Below are 15,919 nucleotides of genomic sequence, written 5' to 3'. Positions count from 1 at the left end.
GGCTTCAGAACCGCAGGTTGAACTTGCGGATCAGCATGATTCCGATGGTTCCCTGATCGCGGCTGCCGGCCTTGGCGATGGGCGAGTCGCCCGCCTGCCCGCTGAGACGATCATAGCCCAGCGATCCTTCGATGGCCCATGTGTCAGACAAATCCTGGCGCACGGTCATCTCGAGCCCATAGGACTTCACACCGCCGTCGGCATCATAGGGGGCAAGGTTTGTCGCCGTGCCGGGAACCGAGAAATAGGTATCCATATAGGCTTCATTGGCCAGTGACACACGCGGACCGATCCGTACCGTGGTCCGCTCGGCGGGTTGCAGGATCGCATCCGCGCCCAGATCAAGAACGATGCCGTCATGCCCGGTCACACCCCGACGCATCGCGGCGAAAACCTCGGTGCCCTGCCAACGATAGGACACCTTGGCGCCCAGCTCGAATGCGGCGTCAACGTCGTTGATGCCGGTGAGGATCTTGTGGTCCGAGGCGGTGCGTTCCGACAGATAGCGGAAGGAGGGCGCAATGCCGAAGCCCAGATCATCACCGGGCTGGATGTTGATCGATCCGATGGAAAGCGCATCCAGACTTCCGCCCAAGCTTGGCCCGGCCTTGTATTCGTCCGAACCTTCGTAGGCCGGGGCTGCCTTGACCCCAAGTCCGAGTTCGAACTGCGCAACGCGCTCTTGTGCGGCGGCAGGAAGGGGCGCGACCGCCAGTGCCAGCGCCGCAAGTGCTGTGCAGCGGGATGCGGGCGAGGCAGAGAAAGCGTTCATTCTGGATGCTCCAGTAAAAGGTGGTCAGAAGGGCAACGCCGAAGGCGGCGGCGGTTCCAATTGCCAGTGATTTAGACGCGCTGAGTTGCTTTTCCACTCGAAGGGCGCGAGGAATTTCCAATTCAGCGGATTTCCTCTGAGTATTGCGCCATTCAAGCAACAATGTCGCGCGGTTTCTGGACGCTAACACGTGACGCTGATACATCTGCCCTGAAAATGACTCTCATTGCACAGGCGAACCCCATGACCAAACCCGTCATCCTGACAATTCTCGACGGCTGGGGCCTCCGCGAGGAGACCGAGGCGAACGCTCCAGCGCTGGCCAATACGCCCACGATGGACTGGCTCATTGCAAATTGCCCGCATGCCTCCTTGATTACTCACGGCCCGGATGTCGGCCTGCCGAGCGGGCAGATGGGCAACAGCGAGGTCGGGCATACCAACATCGGCGCGGGCCGGGTTGTGGCGATGGACCTTGGGCAGATTGATCTGGCGATCGAGGATGGGTCTTTTTTCGACAACGCGGCGATCAAAGAATTCGCAGCCAATGTCAAAGCCGCTGGCGGGTCGGCCCATTTGATGGGCGTCGTCTCGGACGGCGGGGTGCATGGGCATATCTCTCACATCAAGGCCGCCGTTAAGGCGATCACGGATCACGGTGTTCCGGTTGTTGTGCACGCGATCACAGACGGGCGCGATGTGGCGCCGCAGTCGGCGGATGGGTTCATTGCGGACCTCGCTGGCAGCCTGCCGGAAACCGCGACAATCGGCACGGTGATCGGGCGCTACTACGCCATGGATCGTGACAACCGGTGGGAAAGGGTGCAAACCGCTTACGACGCGATGATCCTCGGGCAGGGGGCCAAGGCCGATACCGCGATCAAGGCGGTCGAGCAAAGCTATGCTGACGACAAGACCGACGAATTCCTGCCCGCCACCGTGATTGGCGATTATGCCGGGGTGCAGGCGGGGGACGGCTTTTTCTGCCTGAACTTCCGCGCCGACCGCGCACGCGAGATTCTGGCGGCGATTGGTGATCCGGATTTTGATGGGTTTCAGCGCGACAGGGTGAAGCTCAGCGGCTTTCTTGGGATGGTGGATTATTCCAAAGCGCATAATGCCTATATGACCACCGCCTATCCCAAGCAGACAATCGTCAATACTCTGGGCGAATGGGTCGCGAAACATGGCAAGACCCAGTTTCGCTTGGCCGAAACGGAAAAGTATCCGCATGTGACCTTTTTCCTGAACGGCGGCAAGGAAACACCCGAGGAAAACGAAGACCGCTTCATGCCGAAATCGCCCAAGGTCGCGACCTATGACATGCAGCCCGAGATGAGTGCGGACGAAGTGACCGAGCATTTCCTTGGGGCGATTGACCACGACTATGACCTGATCGTCGTGAACTATGCCAACCCGGATATGGTTGGCCATACAGGGGATTTGCAGGCGGCGATGAAGGCTTGCGAGGCGGTCGATGAGGGACTGGGGCAGGTTGTGGCACGGCTGCAAAAGCATGGTGGCGCGATTCTGATTATCGCGGATCACGGCAATTGCGAAACCATGGTTGATCCGGTTACGGGCGGCCCGCATACGGCCCATACAACGAACCCGGTTCCGGTGATCCTGTTTGGCGGACCCGAGGGCGCCAACCTGAAAAGCGGGCGTCTGGCCGATGTCGCGCCGACCTTGCTGGAACTGATGGGGCTGGAGCAACCCAAGGAAATGACCGGGGAAAGCCTGATCTCGTGAAGCGCCTCTGCCTTCTTTTCGCGCTTATGACCGGGCCTGTCCTCGCACAAAGTGCTGGGGACGCCGCGCAGGCCGCCGCCGACGCACTGGAGGCGGCCTCAGTCCAGCTGGACAAGGCCGAAAGCGCCCGTGACAGGGTTGCGGCTCTGACCGACACCGTGCGCGCCTATGAGGACGGGCTGGCGGCCATGCGTCAGGGGCTTCGGGCGGCAGCGATCCGCGAGACTGAACTCAGCCGCAAACTGTCAGCGCAGGAGGGCGAGGTTTCGCAGCTTCTGGGCGTGCTCAGTGCGCTGGGCGGGCAGGTGCAGCCGCAAACTTTATTGCACCCGCAGGGGCCGTTGGGCACAGCGCGGTCGGGCATGCTGGTCGCGGCAGTCACACCGGGTTTGGCCCAGAAAGCAGAGCAGCTGCGGTCCGACCTGAAAGAAGTCACCGCCTTGCGGGAGTTGCAGCAAAGCGCTGCAGACACGCTCAAGGAAGGGTTGGCAGGCGTGCAGGCCGCCCGAACCGAATTGAGCCAGGCCATCGCAGACCGCACGGATCTGCCCCGCCGCTTTACCGAAGATCCGATCCGCACCGAAATCCTGATCGCCTCGACCGAGACCTTGCAGGGGTTCGCCAGCGGCCTCAGCCAGATCGCCGAAGACGAGACACCCCAGAACCTGCCGCGGATCGCCGGGCAAAAGGGCAGTCTGCCGCTGCCTGTGCGCGGCGTTGTGCTACGACGGGCCGGGGAAAGCGATGCGGCCGGAGTAAGCCGCCCAGGCATCGTTCTGGCCACCCAGCCCAAGGCGCTGGTGACCTCTCCGACCGCTGCGACGATCCGCTACAACGGACCGCTACTGGACTATGGCTTGGTAACCATTCTTGAACCTCAAGCTGATTTGCTCTTCGTTATTGCAGGCCTTTCAGAAGTTTACGGAAAGGCGGGGCAAGTGCTGCCCGCAGGAAGCCCGGTAGGGCTGATGGGCGGGGAGGCTGTTGAAAATGGGGATATCCTTTCACCTTCTGGTGAAAGGGGTGGCGCAGAGCGTTCGGAAACGCTCTATATAGAAGTGAGAGAAGGCAATGCGCCTGTCGATCCGCTGACGTGGTTCGCAACCGACAAGGGATAATATTGGATATGAAGAAATTCGTGATGGCCGCATGTGGCGGCGCGCTGGCCTCGGTGCTTGCAACCACGCAATTTGTCGGCCCTCTGCTGGCACAAGAAAGCAACCGACCGACGAATGTCTATGAGCAACTTGACCTGTTTGGCGACATTTTTGAACGGATCCGCGCGCAATACGTCGAAGAGGTCGATGAGGCCGATCTGATCGAAGCCGCCATCAATGGCATGCTGACTTCGCTTGACCCGCATTCCAACTATCTGCCGCCAGACGACGCCGAAGATATGCAAGTGCAGACCCGCGGCGAATTTGGCGGACTCGGCATCGAGGTCACGCAAGAGGATGGCTTTGTCAAAGTTGTCTCGCCAATCGACGGAACCCCCGCCGACGAAGCAGGCATGGAATCGGGCGACTTCATCACCCACGTCGACGGCGAATCCGTTTTGGGCCTGACGCTGGACGAAGCGGTGGACATGATGCGCGGGCCGGTGGGCAGCGAAATCGTCATCACTGTGGTGCGCGAAGGCGAGGAAGAGCCGTTTGACGTCAGCATCACCCGCGACACCATCAAGTTGACGGCCGTGCGATCGCGACTGGAGAACAACACGGTTGTCCTGCGGGTCAGCACCTTCAACGACCAGACCTTCCCCAACCTGTCGGATGGCATCGCCAAGGAACTCGAAGCGGCGGGCGGCATAGACAAGGTCGATGGGTTTGTCCTTGACCTGCGCAACAACCCCGGCGGTCTGCTGACGCAGGCAATCAAAGTGTCGGATGCCTTCCTTGATGCTGGCGAGATTGTATCCACCCGTGGCCGCGATCCGGCGGATGGCGACCGGTTCAACGCGACCCCTGGTGACCTTGCGATGGGCAAGCCGCTGGTTGTGCTGATTAACGGCGGCTCGGCCTCGGCCTCCGAGATCGTGGCCGGTGCGCTGCAGGATCATCGCCGCGCGATTGTCGTCGGCACCAAGAGCTTTGGCAAAGGCTCGGTTCAGACGGTAATGCCGCTGCGGGGCGATGGCATGATGCGCCTGACGACCGCGCGGTATTACACCCCCTCCGGCCGTTCGATCCAGGCGCTGGGTGTTTCGCCGGATATCGTGGTGGATCAACCGCCGCGTCGCCCTGAAGCGCCGGAAGAGGAAAACACCGCCGTCAATCGCTTCTCGCGGTCCGAGGCTGACCTGCGCGGGCGTCTCGACAACGACTCCTTGACCGAGGATGAGATTGAACAGATCAAGGCAGATCAGGCCAAGGCCGAGGCCGCCGCCAAGTTGCGTCTGGAAGACTATCAGCTGGCCTATGCCATCGACATCCTGCACGGGATGGCGGCGCTGAACGTCGACAAGTAATCGCCTTGAATTGAGGTTTGTGATAGGGCGGGGCGGGGCCTCGCCCTATTGCTTTTGGATGAGGGAACAACGTCGCATGAAGCCGGAAGAAATCGCCAAACTGCCCTATCGCCAGAATGTCGGGGTGATGTTGGTCAACGCGCAGGGTCACGCCTTTGTCGGCCAACGCTTCGACAGCGAGCTGCCCGCTTGGCAAATGCCGCAGGGCGGGATCGACGAAGGAGAAGAGCCAAGGGCCGCCGCACTGCGCGAATTGCTTGAGGAAACCGGCGTGTCCCCCGATCTGGTGACACTCGAGGCCGAGACCGAGGGCTGGATTGCCTATGACCTGCCGCACGACATCGTCCCGCGCATCTGGAAGGGGCGTTACAAGGGGCAGGAACAAAAGTGGTTCTTGCTGCGGTTCCACGGCACAGATGATCAGGTGCGGATCGACGCGGACGATCATCAGGAGTTCTCGGAATGGCGCTGGATGGATGCGGACGAAGTGCTGCAGCAGATCGTGCCGTTCAAGCGCGGGGTCTATGAACAGGTTATCGCGGCGTTTCGGGGCAAGCTGTGAAAGCCCTGTTGGCAATGCTGGCGATGCTCGCGGCCGCGCCGGTCTGGGCGCTGAGCTGTGAAACACCTGATCCGGTGCGGGCGTTTGAGTTTGCCAGCACCGACAAGGCCGAGTGGATGGTGGTCTACGGTCGCCTCAGCCTTGATGACAGTCGCCTGCCAGCCCATGCCAATGCGGATGTCCCGGCCAGCCTGAAAGGGCGTCTTTTGACTGCGCGCGGGTTCAAACAGGATTTTGAACGTCCCATCATTTTACGGATCAGCTGTTCTGGAAGAATATGCGGCGGCGCGCGCAATGGGCAGTCTTACATGGCTTTCCTGCGCAAAGAGGGCCGTCGCTATGTCGCCTTTGCCGCGCCATGCGGCGGCTTGCTGTTTCCGCGCCCTCAAAAGGCCGATCTGAATGCGGTCGAGGCCTGTATGCGTGGCGCTTGCCCTTAGTCCCAACTGGGCGCGCCCTCCGCGTCAAGTCTCGCCTTTTCCGCCTTGAGTTGGGCCATATAGTCCCGCAACAGCGGCACCCTTTGCGGGCGGAAGGATTGCTCGGATGGCTCAAGCCGGTCCATGCGGTCCAGCCGGAAAGCCCTGAAGTCCTGGCGCAAAAGGCACCATGCCAACAGGCAATGGCTGCTTTGAAAAAAGACGATCGACAGCGGTTTGACCTCGCGCCTCGTAAAGTGGCCCGATTTGTCGGAATAGTCGAACCCCACGACCCTTTCTTCCCAGCAAGCCTGACGCAACACCCGCGTGTCGATTGTCGGTTTGGGCGGAGGGAAAAAGCGGTGGGCGTTCAAAACCGCATGTTGCAGGCGATGCGCCTGCGATTGCGGCAACCGCGCCCGCAATTTCGCAAGGGCCGTTTCGGCCGCCTGTGCAAGTGCCGGATCGCCCACGGCGCGCACTTCGCGCAACCCCAGAACAAGCGCCTCTAGCTCTTCGTCATGGAAGCCAAGCGGCGGCAGATGGGCGTCTTCGATCAAGGTATAGCCAAAGCCCGCTTCTCCGTCGATCACCGCGCCGATGCCCCGCAGTGCGTCGATATCTCGATACAGCGTTCGCTCGGACACGCCGGTTTCTTCGGCCAGTTGCCGGGCGGTGGCCGGAGGGGGCAGGCGGCGCAGGGCGCTCATCAATTGGAACAGGCGATGGGTTCTGGACATATCTGCAGCATATTGCCTGCTGCTGACAGAAATTGACAGTATTTCTCTTGGGTCAGGGTGGCGGACACTCTGGGCAGCTTAGCTGACCCTGATCACCTTTTCCCCGCCCTGACCGAACCCAGCCCGTTTTGTGTCGAGGCGAGGATCCATTTGAAGCTTGCCGGGCCAGATTGGCAGCAAGACAGCCCGCCCCAAAGCCGGACCATTGGGCGAATTGCCGGCGCTACGAACTGTGATCCGGGTGATCGCGACGAGAACATGCTCCTGCGCTGGCTGATCGAACAGCGGGCCTATCGGTTCGGCGATCTTGATCCGCGCTGTGCTTTGCCCTGATCCTAGCCTTTGGAGCGCCGCTGCCGCGTGACCTTGCGCTTGGTCTTGACGTCCTTTTTCTTGGCCTTCGCCGCTTTTCTGCGCGGCGAGGGCCCACCTTTGCCGCGTCCGCGACCACGGCCTCGTGGTCCACGCCCGCCCGGAACGCTGTCATAGCCTTCGTCGTCCAGTTCCAGCAATTCAAAGGCAATCCCGCCGGTCACGGGCGCCGCTTCGACAAGTTTGACCCGAGCGCGCATGCCAAGGCCGATGATCCGCCCGGTATCGCTGCCCATCAATGTCGCACTTTCCTGATCGAACTGGAAATATTCGCGCCCCAGCGTGCCAATCGGGATCAGCCCATCGGCGCCGGTTTCGTCCAGCTTCACAAAGACGCCAAAGCGCGCGATGCCGGACACGCGCCCGGTGAACTCAGCCCCGATACGATCCGACAGAAAGGCCGCCAGATAGCGATCGGTCGTGTCGCGCTCGGCCATCATCGACCGGCGTTCGGTGTCGCTGATGTGCTGGGCGGTCTGCTCCAGCCGGTCAATCTCGCCGGGTGTCAGGCCATCGTCGCCCCAGCCGTGCGCGGTGATCAGCGCGCGGTGGACGACCAGATCGGAATACCGCCGGATCGGCGAGGTGAAATGTGCGTAATTCTGCAGTGCCAGTCCGAAATGGCCAAAGTTCTTGGGGCTGTAATAGGCCTGCGTCATGCTGCGCAGGGTCGCCATATTGATCAGTTCGGCCTCGTCCGTGCCCGCCGCCTGATGCAGCAACCGGTTGAGGTGCGAGGTTTTGAGCACCTGCCCCTTGGCCAGCGTCAGCCCCGCCGCATGGGCGGTGTCGCGCAGCGTTTCGAGCTTGTCCATGGGCGGCTCTTCATGCACCCGGAACAGTAGAGGCGTCTTTTTGGCAACCAGTGTTTCGGCGGCCGAAACGTTGGCGAGGATCATGCATTCCTCGATCAGCTTATGCGCCTCCAGCCGTTCGGTGAAATCGACCGATTGCACCTTGCCGTCTTCGCTCAGAACCACCTTGCGTTCCGGCAGGTCCAGATCCAGCGGTTGCCGCCGCGCCCGTGCCAGTTTCAAAGCCTCGTAAGCGGCGAAAAGCGGGCGGATCACCGGGTCAAGCAGTGGCCCTGTCTTGTCATTCGGCTCACCATTCTGGGCGGCCTGCACCTCTTGGTAATTCAGCGACGCGGGCGAGCGCATAAGGCCGCGCACAAAGCGCTGGTCCAGCTTGTCACCCTCGGCGTTGATCCGCATGCGCACGGCGATACAGGCGCGCGGCACCCCTTCGTGCAGGGAACACAAATCGCCCGACAGCCGATCCGGCAGCATTGGCACCACGCGGTCCGGGAAATAGCTGGAGTTGCCGCGCTTTCTGGCTTCGTCGTCCAATATGCTGCCCGAACGCACGTAATGCGCCACGTCGGCGATGGCGACCCAGATGATATGACCGCCCTTGTTTTTCGGATCATCATCTGCCTCGGCAAAGACTGCGTCGTCATGATCGCGCGCGTCATAAGGATCAATGGTGATCAGCGGCAGGTCCCGCAAATCGGTGCGCCCCTTCAGCCCGGCAGGCTTCATCGCGTCGGCCTCGGCCAAGACCTCGGGTGGAAAATCGTCGGGAATGCCGTGCTGGTGGATCGCGATCAGCGAGACTGCCTTGGGTTCCGTGGGATCCCCAAGACGCAAGGTGATGCGGGCGCGCGGAAGACCCATGCGGCCCTTGGGGCCGGCCTGCTCGGCCTCGACCAGCTCGCCATCCTTGGCGCCTCCGGTCGCGTCGGAGGCAACCGACCATTCGTTGTCCGCCCCTTTGTCGATCGGCAGAATCCGCCCACCTTCCGCGCCTTTGCGAAAGATCCCGATCACTTTGCGCGGGCTGGCGCCGATACGGCGGATCAGGCGCGCTTCGTAATTGTGGTCCTCTTCGTGCACCACCTGAAGCCGCGCCAGAATACGGTCGCCCTCGCCCAGGGCCGGATCGCTGGCCCGCGGGATCAGCAGCACAATCGGCTCCACACCCTCGCCGTGCCATTCCAGCGGCTTGGCATACAGATCGCCGTCAGAGTTCGCCTCTTGCACCTGCAAGACGCTGACCGGGGGCAAGCGATCTGGATCGCGATAGGTCTTTTTGCGCTTTTCCAGATGGCCCTCATGCTCAAGCTCTTTCAAAACGCGCTTGAGGTCGATCCGCGCCGCGCCTTTGATCCCAAAGGCTTTGGCGATGTCTCGCTTGGAGGTCAGGGTCGGGTTCGCGGAAATCCATTCAAGGATATCTGCTTTGCTGGGGTGCTTGCTCATGATTCTGCTCTAACATGCGCCGCAGACTTCGTCACGCGCAGGCTTTCAGTGTTTCACTGGTCCGAAAATATCCCGGGGGACGCGCCCTTGGCGCGGGGGGCAGCGCCCCCAATCCGCGCAAGATCCGCGATCGTATCCACATCTTGCAATTCATCCACATAAGCCACCGAGGAGCCGCCGAGCGAGCGGACGCTATCTGTCAAAGCGTGCTGCGTGGACCAACGCACCCCGGCAAAAAGGCCGCTTGGTACGGCTGCGGAGTTGCGGACGCCGACCAGCCAATAGCCGCCATCAAGCGCCGGGCCAAAAACCGCGTCTTTTCCCCCCAGCGCAAGAAAGGCCCGCCAGATGGCCGCTTTTGAAATGCCGGGCACATCGGCGCCGATCACGCAGACCGGGCCGGGCGGGGCGGCGCGCATCATCCGCGTCATCCGGTCACCCAAATTTCCTGCACCTTGCGGAATTCGGGGCAGTGCAGGCGGCCAGATACGACTTTGCAACCCTTCGCGATCAGGCGAGACCGCCAACACAACGCACCAGCGCGGGTCTTGAATGCGCCGCAGCAGAGCGCGGGTCTGATGCCTGAACCACCAAGCCGAGGCGGTATATCCGATGTCGCGCCCTAGCCGGGTCTTGACCCGCCCGGGACGCGGTTCTTTGACCATGACGATCAGGGTGCTTTGCCTCACGACAGGCACCGCATGTCCCGGTTTGGTATGCCACAATCGTCATGGAAAGCGCCCAAGGCTCCAAAGCCCGTCTTTTTTGGTCCGGGAAGGCCCTGTTCCTCAAGGAAATTGTGGTGTCGGACGGCATGGCTGGCCGAGAGATCCGTGGTCACGGTGATCTCGAGGCTCAAGCAAAATACTCCCGCAGGATGCGCGCATAGATCGATTTCAACTGGTGTACCTGCGCCACCTCGACCCGTTCATCGACCGCATGCATCCGCTTGCCGACGAGGCCGAACTCGACCACCGGGCAATGATCTTTGACAAAGCGCGCATCGGATGTGCCGCCCGTGGTCGACATTTCCGGCACTTGATTTGTCTCGGCGGCAACCGCTGCGGACACCAGATCTGACAACGCCCCCGGCGGAGTCAAAAAGCTTTCTCCCGAAATCTTGATCTTCACAGAGCTCTTGGTGCCAAATTCCTCGTCTACCTTTGCAGCCTCGGCCCGCAGCCAGTGGGACAGCGAAGCACCGCTATGGGAATCGTTAAAGCGGATGTTGACGCAGGCGCGCGTTTCGGCAGGGATCACATTTGTTGCCGGATTGCCGGTGTCGATGGTGACAATCGCGAGCGTCGAGGCATCAAAATGCTCGGTGCCCCGATCCAACTCGTGGCTGGCCAAACGGTCCATCAGCCGAGCCATCGCGGGCATGGGGTTCAGCGCGCGATGCGGATAGGCCGAATGCCCCTGTGTGCCGGTCACCGTGAACCAGGCGGACAGCGATCCGCGCCGCCCGATCTTCATCATCTGGCCCATGAAATCGGGGCTGGTCGGCTCGCCCACTAGGCAGACGTCCATCTGCTCACCCGTCTTTTTCATCCAGTCCAGCAAGGCCACAGTGCCGTCGGTCGCGTCTCCCTCTTCGTCGCCGGTTATGGTCAGGATCACCGCGCCATCAGGGGGCGTTTCGCGAACGAAATCGACGGCAGCCGCAGCAAAGGCCGCGACGCCTGATTTCATGTCGGTCGATCCGCGCCCATAAAGAAACCCGTCGTCGATCTCGGCGCCAAACGGGTCATAGCTCCAATCCTCGGGGTTGCCGATGGGTACGACATCCGTATGCCCGTTAAAGCCAAAGGTCTTGGCGTGGCCTTTCTCGCCCCAGCGGGCAAAGAGATTGCTGACCTCGCCGCGATCCACTCGGGTGCAGGAAAACCCGGCGCTTTCCAGCAGATCCTGCAACAGGACCAGCGCGCCGCCCTCTTCAGGGGTGACCGAGGGGCAGCGAACAAGGCGGGCGGTCAGATCGACCGGATCAATGGCGGACATGGGTTTCTCCGTAATGTTGTTCGATGGCTACCGCGCAACAGGGCGCTTGGCAAATAACTCTGGCGTGGGTCTTTATTCTCGCCGTGGGGGTGGGCGCGTGTTACTTGTGGGCAAACAAGAATAACACCCGGCAAAGCCCGGGGGCACGAACGGCAAGTCGATGGTTTCAGTAACAAGGTTCCCAGCATGAGCTGGATTGCCACATCCGGGGACGGCCAGTCCTGGGTCTGCCCCGAGGTTTTCGGCAAGGCCAACGCGCCGCGTGACGCTCTTATGGCGCGCGGCAGCATCGTGTTGGAAACGCGCCTGTCGCCGGATGGTCGTCCGCAAACCCTGTTGCATTATGAGCGCCGCCATCCCTGGGATGGGTCAATCTCGGTCCGGGCCTTGCCGGGCGGGGGCATCGTTCTGGTGATGACGCAAAACGGCGATGTCTTTCACACGGTACTGCAATCGCCGCACGATGCCCGCACCGATGTGCTGCGTGTGACCTTCAGTTGGGATACCGAAAAACGCGAGGGGCGGATTGCGGTCGAACGTCCCGAAAGCGATGAGGTCAGGGAACAGAAGACGCCGCCACCGCCGCCCTTGCTGGTCGAGGATATCTATACCATTGCCCGCCGCCCGCAATTGCGCGAGATGGACGATGACGTGGTCTTTTTCGCCGTCTCGACAGATATCGAGCCAATCGGCCCGATGCCGACCCTGGCCGATCAGGTTCAGGTCCTCACGCCGATGGGTTATCGGCGGGTTTCCGACCTGCAATGCGGCGACACGGTCAAGACCCGCGAACACGGCGTTGTGCCGGTTTTGCACCGGGTGTCGCGCCTAGTGCCTGCGCTGGGGGCTTTTCGGCCCATCCGGCTGCGGGCGCCCTATTTCGGGTTGCACAAGGATCTGATCGTCGCGCCGCAGCAGCGTCTGGTCATTGGCGGGTCGGACGTGGAATACCTGTTCGGGCGCGAAGCGGTTCTGATCCCGGCGCAAAGCCTGGTGAACGGCTTTGCCGCGATGCACGAAACCGGCCACCGCTTTGTGCGCTATCACCAGCTTTTGCTGCCGCGGCATGAGCCTGTGATCGCCGCCGAGGCCGAATTGGAAAGTCTTTACATCGGGCGGCTGCGCCGACGTCACGACCATGTCGCGCGCTCGCTTTTGGCGGAGTGCCCAAGGGGGCTGTTGCCCGAACATGCGCGCGCTGGCCTGAAGGTGCTTGGCAGTTTCGAGGCGATCACTCTGGCCGAGGCCCGGGTGGCCTGAAACCGCACAGTCTCAGTCAAAGAATGGATTGACCTGCGCGACGATGACAGAGTTTTCCGCAAGCGCCCGCGCCATCAGCTCTTCTTCGTCTTTCTCGATCTCGTGGCCCTGTGCGCGCCGTTCGTCGGCGGTGCCATAACCGGTCACGTCCAAAGGCGCCATGTCGGCCTGCTTGAGGATCGCCACGGTTTCGCGCACCGCTTCAGCCTCATCGACGCCCGAGGCATAGCACATGAGAGCGGCGCCGGTGCTTTTGTCCGGCAAACCGTCACCATCCTTGCGGCCAACCTCGACCAGCAGGGTAAAGACCTGCTGGCGGCTGGGCTTTTTGGGCTTCTTTTCGTTGCTCATGGCTTACTCGCAGGGTTCAAGGTAATTCGCGTAGCCTTCGCTGATCACGGTCAGGCCGGGCGGGCTGGACAACAGCATCATGCGATAGCCATAGGTCATGCCCTCGCCTGAACACTCGGCGTCATAGAGAGTCGCCGACATCCCGCGCACTGCGACAGGGTTTTTCAGGGCGCAGCGGCTCTCGACGCCATCAAAGGTATTGCCCCGCACGGCAATCGCGCCGCCGTCTTGTCCTATATCGCGGCAATTCCAGTTGGACCCCTGCGGTTTGTAAAGACCATCGTATGGCCCCGCCACGGCTGGCAAGGCCACAAGGCTCAGGATCAGGACAAGCCAGCGCATCAGTCGCGCAGCAACTCGTTGATGCCAGTCTTGGAGCGTGTGCGCTCATCTACTCGCTTCACGATCACGGCGCAGTACAGATTAATCCCGTTCTTCGAGGGCATGGAGCCTGCGACGACCACCGAATAGGGCGGCACTTCGCCATACATGACCTCGCCGGTTTCGCGGTCGACGATCTTGGTGGACTGGCCGATGAACACCCCCATCCCAAGGACCGAGCCTTCGCGGATGATGCAGCCCTCGACCACCTCGGAACGTGCCCCGATAAAGCAGTTGTCCTCGATGATGGTCGGGCCGGCCTGCATCGGCTCCAACACGCCGCCGATACCGACGCCGCCCGACAGATGCACGCCCTTGCCGATCTGCGCGCAGGATCCAACCGTGGCCCATGTGTCGACCATGGTGCCGCTGTCCACATAGGCGCCAAGGTTCACAAAGGACGGCATCAGCACCACGCCCGGTGCGATATAAGCAGACTTGCGTACGACGCAGTTCGGCACGGCGCGAAAGCCCGCGGCCTTCCACTGGTTGTCACCCCAGCCTTTGAACTTGCTGTCGACCTTGTCCCACCAGCCCGAGCCTTGCGGGCCGTTGTCGTGGATCTCCATGTCCTTGATGCGGAAGCCCAGCAAAACGGCCTTTTTCGCCCATTGGTTCACATGCCATTTGCCATCTTCCTGACGCTCGGCAACGCGCAGCGACCCGCTGTCCAAAGCGTTCAGAGTATCCTCGATGGCTTCGCGGGTTTCGCCGCCGGTGGACGGCGTGATGGTATCGCGGGCCTCCCAGGCGGCTTCGATGGCGGCTTCAAGCTGTGCGTTGGACATATGAGTCTCCCTCGGAATGACGTTTTCAGCCCTATACAGCCCCAGGGCTTTCAATGGAAAGGCGTTCTCGACATTCAACCAGTCTTTGAATGCCGCCGGAACGGGCATGTGGGCGAATCTGCCCTGAAATTCGCCTTTAAATTGCGCAGATCAGGATTGGTAATCCAGAAGTTTACCCTTGGTTAGCGCCTACATATCGGGCAATCATGCCAAATTGCGCACAATAGTTGTGCAAGTCTCCGTGAATTGCTGCGTCGCAGCCAAGAATATCGGGAGCCTCGCCCGTTCTCGCGCCCTTAATGCCCCAGCAACGCGTCGAGTATGCGGCGCCTGCAAACGCGGGGGACGATCTGGGACTCCTTCGCACCTATTCACCGATCGCGGCAGCGGTCACCGGTTTGAGCGGCGCCATGATCCGCATCGAGTAAACCGCCTCTGCCGCTCAACACTTGGGGCCTTTGCCAAATGAAAACCTCTTTCCTCGCTGCTCTTCCGACTGCTGCGCTGCTGCTTTCTGCCACTTCGGCGCTGGCGCAGGACTGCCCGATCAAAGTTGGCGTTCTGCATTCGCTGTCCGGCACGATGGCCATCTCTGAAACCACGCTGAAAGACACGATCGAAATGCTGGTCGAAGACCAGAACGCCAAAGGCGGCCTGCTGGGCTGCGAACTCGAAGCTGTCGTCGTCGATCCGGCCTCGGATTGGCCGCTCTTCGCCGAAAAGGCGCGCGAGCTGCTGACCGTTCACAACGTTGACGTGATCTTTGGTAACTGGACCTCGGTGTCGCGCAAATCCGTTCTGCCGGTCATCGAAGAACTGAACGGCCTGCTGTTCTACCCGGTGCAATACGAGGGTGAAGAAAGCTCAAAGAACGTTTTCTACACCGGCGCTGCGCCGAACCAGCAGGCGATCCCTGCGGTTGATTACTTCCTCGAGGAACTGGGCGTCGAGAAATTCGCGCTGCTGGGCACCGACTATGTTTATCCGCGCACCACGAACAACATCCTCGAAAGCTATCTGAAGTCCAAGGGCATCGCCGAAGAAGACATTTTCGTGAACTACACTCCCTTCGGTCACTCCGACTGGGCAACGATCGTCTCTGACGTTGTGGCGCTGGGCGCTGACGGCAAGCAGGTTGGTGTGATCTCGACCATCAACGGCGACGCCAACATCGGTTTCTACAAGGAACTGGCTGCCGCTGACGTAAGCGCCGACGACATCCCGGTTGTGGCCTTCTCGGTTGGTGAAGAGGAACTGTCCGGTCTCGACACCTCGAACCTTGTCGGGCACCTCGCCGCATGGAACTACTTCCAGTCCGCTGACACCCCGGCGAACAAGGAATGGGTTGCCAAGTGGAAAGCCAAGATGGGCGAAGACCGCGTGACCAACGACCCGATGGAAGCCCACTACATTGGCTTCAACATGTGGGCCAACGCGGTTACCGCTGCTGGCACCACCGAAGTCGACGCTGTTCGTACCGCCATGTACGGCCAGGAATTCCCGAACCTGACCGGCGGCACCGCCGTGATGCTTCCGAACCACCACCTGTCCAAGCCGGTCTTGATCGGCGAAATTCAGGCGGATGGCCAGTTTGACATCATCAGCCAGACCGACCCGGTTCCCGGCGACGCCTGGACCGACTTCCTGCCGGAGTCGGCGGTTCTCAAGTCCGATTGGAAAGACCTCGGCTGCGGCATGTACAACACCGAAACCGAGACCTGTGTGCAGATCAAATCCAACTACTGATCTGACCTGACCGGGGCGCGCGCTTCTCCCTCGCGCGCCCCAACCCT

At 61.3% G+C, this 15,919-nt stretch carries 17 protein-coding genes; 8 read left to right on the top strand and 9 right to left on the bottom strand.

Annotation, left to right across the window (positions count from 1 at the left end):
• Positions 1–4 precede the first annotated feature (4 nt).
• Positions 5–772 carry a MipA/OmpV family protein gene (locus tag ACOYQJ_RS12010; protein ID WP_422906256.1) on the bottom strand — a complete coding sequence of 256 codons (768 nt, stop codon included), beginning with the start codon at positions 770–772 and terminating at the stop codon, positions 5–7.
• Positions 773–1,015: 243 nt separating this feature from the next.
• On the opposite strand from ACOYQJ_RS12010, the gene gpmI reads away from it, so the two are divergent.
• From gpmI to ACOYQJ_RS11985, 5 genes are all read left to right on the top strand, one after another.
• A complete protein-coding gene (gene gpmI, locus ACOYQJ_RS12005; RefSeq protein WP_422906255.1) occupies positions 1,016–2,524 on the top strand; it encodes a 2,3-bisphosphoglycerate-independent phosphoglycerate mutase in 1,509 nt (502 codons plus the stop codon).
• On the top strand, positions 2,521–3,642 hold the full coding sequence (locus tag ACOYQJ_RS12000) for a murein hydrolase activator EnvC family protein (RefSeq protein ID WP_422906254.1): 1,122 nt from the start codon (positions 2,521–2,523) through the stop codon (positions 3,640–3,642). Before gpmI ends, ACOYQJ_RS12000 begins: the two co-directional genes overlap by 4 nt.
• An 8-nt stretch (positions 3,643–3,650) precedes the next feature.
• Positions 3,651–4,991 (top strand): S41 family peptidase, encoded by a 1,341-nt coding sequence (locus ACOYQJ_RS11995; protein WP_422906253.1) that lies wholly within the window; start codon positions 3,651–3,653, stop codon positions 4,989–4,991.
• Positions 4,992–5,067: 76 nt separating this feature from the next.
• Entirely contained in the window at positions 5,068–5,553 is a 486-nt protein-coding gene (locus tag ACOYQJ_RS11990) for an RNA pyrophosphohydrolase (RefSeq protein ID WP_422906252.1), read from the top strand.
• Complete coding sequence (locus ACOYQJ_RS11985; protein ID WP_422906251.1) at positions 5,550–5,993, top strand: hypothetical protein; 444 nt, start codon at positions 5,550–5,552, stop codon at positions 5,991–5,993. The genes ACOYQJ_RS11990 and ACOYQJ_RS11985 overlap by 4 nt, the downstream gene beginning before the upstream one ends.
• Here ACOYQJ_RS11985 and ACOYQJ_RS11980 read toward each other — a convergent pair.
• A complete protein-coding gene (locus ACOYQJ_RS11980; RefSeq protein ID WP_422906250.1) occupies positions 5,990–6,712 on the bottom strand; it encodes a helix-turn-helix transcriptional regulator in 723 nt (240 codons plus the stop codon). The two genes, ACOYQJ_RS11985 and ACOYQJ_RS11980, sit on opposite strands and share 4 nt — an antisense overlap.
• A gap of 57 nt (positions 6,713–6,769) precedes the next feature.
• On the opposite strand from ACOYQJ_RS11980, the gene ACOYQJ_RS11975 reads away from it, so the two are divergent.
• Positions 6,770–7,045, top strand: a complete 276-nt coding sequence (locus ACOYQJ_RS11975) for a hypothetical protein (protein WP_422906249.1) — start codon at positions 6,770–6,772, stop codon at positions 7,043–7,045.
• A 2-nt stretch (positions 7,046–7,047) separates the two neighbouring features.
• Here ACOYQJ_RS11975 and rnr read toward each other — a convergent pair whose 3' ends face one another.
• From rnr to dapE, 4 genes are read right to left on the bottom strand one after another with little or no spacing between them, the layout of a single operon-like run.
• Positions 7,048–9,345: a ribonuclease R gene (gene rnr / locus ACOYQJ_RS11970; RefSeq protein WP_422906248.1), complete on the bottom strand. Its 2,298-nt coding sequence runs from the start codon at positions 9,343–9,345 to the stop codon at positions 7,048–7,050.
• A 53-nt stretch (positions 9,346–9,398) separates the two neighbouring features.
• Positions 9,399–10,010: a TIGR04282 family arsenosugar biosynthesis glycosyltransferase gene (locus tag ACOYQJ_RS11965; RefSeq protein ID WP_422906285.1), complete on the bottom strand. Its 612-nt coding sequence runs from the start codon at positions 10,008–10,010 to the stop codon at positions 9,399–9,401.
• 20 nt (positions 10,011–10,030) lie between these two features.
• A complete protein-coding gene (locus ACOYQJ_RS11960; RefSeq protein WP_422906247.1) occupies positions 10,031–10,204 on the bottom strand; it encodes a hypothetical protein in 174 nt (57 codons plus the stop codon).
• A complete protein-coding gene (gene dapE / locus ACOYQJ_RS11955) occupies positions 10,201–11,346 on the bottom strand; it encodes a succinyl-diaminopimelate desuccinylase (protein ID WP_422906246.1) in 1,146 nt (381 codons plus the stop codon). The genes ACOYQJ_RS11960 and dapE overlap by 4 nt, the downstream gene beginning before the upstream one ends.
• Before the next feature lie 186 nt (positions 11,347–11,532).
• Between dapE and ACOYQJ_RS11950 the strand changes: the two genes are divergently transcribed.
• Positions 11,533–12,606: a Hint domain-containing protein gene (locus ACOYQJ_RS11950; RefSeq protein WP_422906245.1), complete on the top strand. Its 1,074-nt coding sequence runs from the start codon at positions 11,533–11,535 to the stop codon at positions 12,604–12,606.
• 12 nt (positions 12,607–12,618) lie between these two features.
• Here the strand turns inward: ACOYQJ_RS11950 and ACOYQJ_RS11945 are convergent, their stop codons facing one another.
• Genes ACOYQJ_RS11945 through dapD form a run of 3 tightly spaced genes read right to left on the bottom strand, consistent with a single transcriptional unit; the run spans position 12,619 to position 14,126 of the window.
• Positions 12,619–12,957, bottom strand: a complete 339-nt coding sequence (locus tag ACOYQJ_RS11945) for a DUF8846 family protein (protein ID WP_422906244.1) — start codon at positions 12,955–12,957, stop codon at positions 12,619–12,621.
• Between the two features lie 3 nt (positions 12,958–12,960).
• Positions 12,961–13,299 carry a hypothetical protein gene (locus ACOYQJ_RS11940; RefSeq protein WP_422906243.1) on the bottom strand — a complete coding sequence of 113 codons (339 nt, stop codon included), beginning with the start codon at positions 13,297–13,299 and terminating at the stop codon, positions 12,961–12,963.
• The gene (dapD, locus tag ACOYQJ_RS11935) at positions 13,299–14,126 is read right to left on the bottom strand and encodes a 2,3,4,5-tetrahydropyridine-2,6-dicarboxylate N-succinyltransferase (protein ID WP_422906242.1); all 828 of its coding nucleotides are present in this window, start codon (positions 14,124–14,126) and stop codon (positions 13,299–13,301) included. The genes ACOYQJ_RS11940 and dapD overlap by 1 nt, the downstream gene beginning before the upstream one ends.
• A gap of 465 nt (positions 14,127–14,591) precedes the next feature.
• Here dapD and urtA point away from each other — a divergent pair, with 465 nt between their 5' ends.
• Entirely contained in the window at positions 14,592–15,872 is a 1,281-nt protein-coding gene (gene urtA, locus ACOYQJ_RS11930) for an urea ABC transporter substrate-binding protein (RefSeq protein WP_422906241.1), read from the top strand.
• Positions 15,873–15,919 lie beyond the last annotated feature (47 nt).

This window comes from Pacificoceanicola algae (assembly GCF_049341065.1).
Lineage (GTDB): Bacteria > Pseudomonadota > Alphaproteobacteria > Rhodobacterales > Rhodobacteraceae > Pacificoceanicola.
Note: the sequence above shows the minus strand (reverse complement) of the source record. Positions and strands in the feature narration are given on the sequence as shown.